Annotated in this window: 5 protein-coding genes and 1 pseudogene; 3 read left to right on the top strand and 3 right to left on the bottom strand. The window is 74.4% G+C overall.

Going from position 1 to position 4,615, the window contains the following annotated elements:
* Together ABD323_RS37535 and ABD323_RS37530 are read left to right on the top strand one after the other, a co-directional pair.
* On the top strand, positions 1–200 hold a 200-nt coding region (locus ABD323_RS37535), incomplete at its 5' end, for a CGNR zinc finger domain-containing protein (RefSeq protein WP_344446583.1).
* Positions 201–379: 179 nt separating this feature from the next.
* Positions 380–1,486, top strand: coding sequence for an ADP-ribosylglycohydrolase family protein (locus ABD323_RS37530; RefSeq protein ID WP_344446582.1), 1,107 nt, complete (start codon positions 380–382; stop codon positions 1,484–1,486).
* A gap of 81 nt (positions 1,487–1,567) precedes the next feature.
* On the opposite strand, the gene ABD323_RS37525 is transcribed toward ABD323_RS37530, so the two are convergent.
* The 3 genes from ABD323_RS37525 to ABD323_RS37515 form a co-directional block, all read right to left on the bottom strand.
* The gene (locus ABD323_RS37525; protein WP_344446581.1) at positions 1,568–1,780 is read right to left on the bottom strand and encodes a DUF397 domain-containing protein; all 213 of its coding nucleotides are present in this window, start codon (positions 1,778–1,780) and stop codon (positions 1,568–1,570) included.
* Positions 1,755–2,633, bottom strand: coding sequence for a helix-turn-helix domain-containing protein (locus tag ABD323_RS37520; protein WP_344446580.1), 879 nt, complete (start codon positions 2,631–2,633; stop codon positions 1,755–1,757). Before ABD323_RS37520 ends, ABD323_RS37525 begins: the two co-directional genes overlap by 26 nt.
* Positions 2,634–3,137: 504 nt before the next feature.
* Positions 3,138–3,872 carry a GOLPH3/VPS74 family protein gene (locus ABD323_RS37515; protein ID WP_344446579.1) on the bottom strand — a complete coding sequence of 245 codons (735 nt, stop codon included), beginning with the start codon at positions 3,870–3,872 and terminating at the stop codon, positions 3,138–3,140.
* A 291-nt stretch (positions 3,873–4,163) separates the two neighbouring features.
* Here ABD323_RS37515 and ABD323_RS37510 point away from each other — a divergent pair.
* Positions 4,164–4,615, top strand: a pseudogene (locus ABD323_RS37510) (hypothetical protein); the annotation flags it as partial.

Here is a 4,615-nt window from a genome sequence, read left to right as displayed (position 1 = left end):
CGCTCGCCCTCGGCCTCTGGCTCGGCGAGCGCGGCGGCTGCGCCTGGGGGCGGTGCGCGGCGCCGGGCTGCGGGCGCTACTTCATCGACACCGGCCGTCGCACCCCCCAGCGGTACTGCACCCCGCGCTGCGCGACCCGGGTCCGGGTGGCCGCCCACCGCGCCCAGCAGCCACCTACCCAGCAGCCACCTACCCCGTAGTCGCCCGCCCAGCAGCCGCCCGCCCGCCAGTCACCGGCGTCGTGGCAACACGTTGCCGAAGAGCGAATGTTTGGCGGAGCCCGTCGCCTCCCGCGGGGCGGACGAACTACAGTGCGGTGGCGCTCGGGCGGTGCTCCGGGTGCCCACCGCAGCCCCCAGTGAAAGGCTCTGCCTCCGTGATGCCCCTGTGGTCGCGTGCCCAGCAGCAGGACTACCGCAGCCGGGTCCGCGGCTGCCTGCTCGGCGGGGCGGTCGGCGACGCGCTCGGCGCCGGGATCGAGTTCGAGTCACTGGAGAAGATCCGGGCCGCGCACGGGCCGCAGGGCGTCACCGGCTACGTGCCCGCCTACGGGCGGCGCGGGGCGGTCACCGACGACACCCAGATGACCCTCTTCACGGTCGACGGCCTGATCCGCGCGCACGTGCGGCAGGACAGCGGCGGCTGGCACCCGCCCACCGACGTGCACCACGCCTACCTGCGCTGGGCCGCCACCCAGCGTGACTGGGGCCCCGACGAGCGCCGCCACGACCTGGGCTGGCTCGGCCGCGAGGAGTGGCTGTACGCGCAGCGCGCGCCCGGCTCGGCCTGCCTGTCCGGCCTCTCCGGCCCGGACGCCGAGCGGCTGGGCACCCTGGACGCCCCCAAGAACCCGCACTCCAAGGGGTGCGGCACGGTGATGCGGGCCGCGCCGTTCGGCCTGCTGCTCGGCTGGGAGCCCGGCCTGGTCTTCCAACTCGCCCTGGAGTGCTCGGTGCTGACGCACGGCCACCCCACCGGTTACCTCTCGGCGGGCGCCCTGGCGGTGACCGTGCACACCGTGCTGCGCGGCGGCACGGTGGAGGAGGGCGTCGACCTGGCGCTGGCGCTGCTGGCCGAGCGGCCCGGACACGAGGAGACCGCGGCGGCGCTGCGCGCGGCGCAGGCGGCGGTGCGGGCCGGCGAGCCGTCCGCCGAGCGGGTGGCGGCGCTGGGGGAGGGCTGGGTGGCCGAGGAGGCGCTGGCGATCGGCGTCTACTGCGCGCTGGTGGCCGAGGACGTCCGCTCCGGCCTGCTGCTCGCGGTGAACCACTCCGGTGACAGCGACTCGACCGGGACGGTCTGCGGGAGTCTGCTGGGCGCGCTGCACGGGGAGACGGCACTGCCGCCCGAGTGGCTGGTCGAACTGGAGGGCCGCGGCACCATCCTGCAGCTGGCCGACGACCTGGTGCTGGAGCTCAGCCACGGCGCCGAACTGCACGGCCCGCAGGCCGGCCCGGCCTGGCGCGAGCGCTACCCGGCCGGCTGACCGGGGCCGGTGCGCCGAAGGCACCCCGGACGGAGGAACCGGCTCGTGGCGGGCGCCCGCCACGAGCCGGGGCGGGCGGGTTCAGACGGTGCCGAAGCGGCCGCTGCCCGCCGCGCCGGCGAAGGCGTCCCAGGCCGCGGGGGAGAAGCGCAACTGAGGGCCGGACGGGTCCTTCGAATCGCGGACGGCGACGGTGGCCGGTGCCGGAACGGCGACCTCCACGCAGTTGCCGTTGCCACCGCTGTGCGTGCTCCTGCGCCACGCCGGATCAACGGTCAGGATCCTGGTGCTCATTCTCGTACGCCTCCGCATAGGTCGTTATCAACGTGCGGGACTCCGCGACCCCGAAGGCCGCCGCCCGCAGGTGGTCGTACAGACCGGTATAGCGGCGGACATCGATCTCCTTCTCGAGATAGAGGTCGCTCGTCACTCCTTCGAAGTAGACGACCGTCGAATCGGCTGACTCGGGGAACTCCATCAGGGAGAATGTCCCGGTCATGCCGGGGTGCGCGCCGCGGACGAACGGGATCACCTGGATCGTCACGTTCGCCTGCTCGCTGACCTCGAGCAGCCGGCGCATCTGCGCCCCCATCACGGCCGCACCGCCGACCTCGCGGGCCAGCACCGCCTCGTCTATGACGGACCAGAAGCTGGCGATCCGGTCGGTCCCGGAGATCCGGTCCTGCCGCTTGAGGCGCACCTCGACCCGGCGCAGGATGGCGCCCGCGTCGGTGTCCGGCTGGGTGCCGTGCACCACCGCCTCGGCGTACTCCCGGGTCTGCAACAGCCCGGGCACGAAGGAGGACTCGTAGCTGCGGATCGAGAAGGCCTCCGCCTCCAGCCCGATGTAGACGCTGTAGGGGATGTCGCCGAACTCGTTCCACCAGCCGCGCTGGCGCGACTCCTTGGCCATCTCCATCAGGCTGTTGCGCATCTTCGGGTCGATCACCTCGTAGACGTCGCACAGGTCGCGCACGTCGCGCGGACTGATGCTGCGCCGTCCGTTCTCCAGCCGGCTGATCTTCGACTGGGACACCATCAGGCGACCGGCGACCTCCTCGGCGGTCATCCCCCTCTGCTCCCGCAGGCGGCGCAGTTCCGCGCCCAGCCTCCTGCGGCGGACGGTGGGATTGATGCTGGCGGACACATCGACCTCCGGCGGTACCTCTGGCGTGCGTGGCGTGCCTGGCGGGATCGGCACGCCGCTGCGGACTGCTTCGGTGTTCGTACCAACCCCCTGGCTTGCAGCAGCATGTCACTTCGGGTCAACTGCGCGGGCGGAATTGCCGCAGCACCCCCGCGCACGGGCCCGGCGTGGTATTCGCGGTACCCGACCCTTCGTGTCCGCAGCGGCCCCGCCGGGCCCGGGGACGACGCCGGGGCGGCCGCCCGGGGCAGGTGCCCGGGCGGCCGCCCCGGTGGTCCGAGGTCGGTCCGGCGATCACGGCGCTCACGGCGCGAAGGTCGGCGCCGGCGCCGTACGGTCGGCGGCGCACCGGTGGCGCACCACCCGTGGCGTGCCGCCGGCACGGCCGGCGAGCGGTGGGTGGTGGGCCTGCGGCCCGGACCCCGTCGGTGCGACGGGGAGCCCGGACCGGGCGGCAAGGCGTGGGCCTCGGGGGCCCGGGCCTCTGTTACGGATCGGGTCGGGTCAGCGCGCGCCGACCCGGGTGGGTGTCGCCGTGCGGCCCCGCGGGACCGACTCGGAGCTGCCCCGGGCAGCGGGTGCCCGGCCGGTGGGGCCGGGCCGGTTCTGCTGCACCGGCAGGCCGTTCTGCACGTCCATCACGGCGTGCGCGACCATTCCGCCGAGCGGGTCGTAACGGATCAGGTCGCGCAGTCGTGACCGCGAGGACCTGCCCTCGTTACCGGGGTAGAGGTGCTTGCCCAGCCCTACCGCGTGCGCCAGCGCGGCCAGGGCGGCCGTTCTGGGGTCCGGTGGCACGCCGGTGCGGATGGCTGTGTCGAGACGCTGCTTGATGGCAGCGTTCGTACAGTCGTCCGACGCCTGGTAGCGCGTCGTCGGCAGGACCCCGCACACCTGGCCCGGGACGGCGGCGACCATGCCGCACCGCTCCAGATGTGCCAGGTAGGTCTGCCGCAGCCCCAGTCGGGGCCCGCCGATCCAGTGCGCGGCACGCACCGGGCTGCCGCGACGGCGCAGCAGCTCCAGGGCGTGGTCCAGGGTCGGATCGCCGGTCGGCCGTGGCAGCACCACGGCGATCCGGTCCCCGTCCGGGACTATCCGTCCGGCCAGGGACAGCTCGACGAGCTGTGCCCCGGCAAGTCCGAGGTCGAGGGTCTGCGGCTGCGCCGTGGTGCCCGTGGTCGGGTCCAGGGCGAGCAGCAGGAGTTCCTCGGGAATTGTTCTACGGCTCTTGCCCATCCAAGCCTCCCCGCGTGGATGAATGACAGAGTGACGCCTCTCACACGGGCTTGTCGAGTACGCCTCCGAATCGTGACCTTGCGACGGGAACTGCGCGGCGGGGGCCGCGGGCGGGGAACCGCGGCCCGAGCGGGCGACGTCTGACCCGGGGACAGGTCGGGCAGGCCGGAATAACCGCCGGTCGGACGGGGTGTGGCTCCGCTTGATCGGCCGCCGGTGGCGGAGACTGTACAGGCGGACGAGCCGTGGCGGGAGTCCTCGCGGCGCGCGAAAACGAGGAGGTCGGGAGACGTGGGCGAGGCCCCGGAGAAGGTGCACGACGGGGAGCGGGAGCAGCCGGCGGGTGCCGCGGCCCGGCCGGGCGAGGCGCTGGGCGCCGAGCGTGCGGCAGCGGCCGGGGAGGCGGGGGAGCACGGCGGCTCCACTGTCCAGCTCCGCGTCCGGGATACGGACAAGCTGACGACCTTCCTGCGGATGCCCGACCCCGAGCCCGCCGAGCCGCCGGCGGCGAAGCCGCTGGCCGTGGACCCGCGTCTCGCCATTCGGGACGCGGTGGGCGCGGATTCGGACGGCCCGACGACCGCCACGGCGGAGGCGGACGCTCCCGCGGCTGACGCCCCGGAAGCCTCCGTCCCAGAGGCTGACGTCCCGGCGGCTGACGCCGTGACGACCGCCGCCCCGGCGGCTGACGCCGTGACGGCTGAGGAGCCGGCCACTGAGGCGCCGTCGGCCCCGGCCGTCGC

The sequence above is a fragment of the Kitasatospora nipponensis genome, assembly GCF_039528135.1.
Lineage (GTDB): Bacteria > Actinomycetota > Actinomycetes > Streptomycetales > Streptomycetaceae > Kitasatospora > Kitasatospora nipponensis.
The sequence above is the reverse complement of the archived record's forward strand: the minus strand, read 5'-3'. Positions and strand labels throughout refer to the sequence as shown.

What these genes read in the sequence shown, in the direction of transcription:
- ABD323_RS37530 (WP_344446582.1), top strand. Translation starts at nt 380, where the DNA reads ATGCCCCTGTGGTCGCGTGCCCAGCAGCAGGACTACCGCAGCCGGGTC.
- ABD323_RS37525 (WP_344446581.1), bottom strand. Translation starts at nt 1,780, where the DNA reads ATGAGCACCAGGATCCTGACCGTTGATCCGGCGTGGCGCAGGAGCACG.
- ABD323_RS37515 (WP_344446579.1), bottom strand. Translation starts at nt 3,872, where the DNA reads ATGGGCAAGAGCCGTAGAACAATTCCCGAGGAACTCCTGCTGCTCGCC.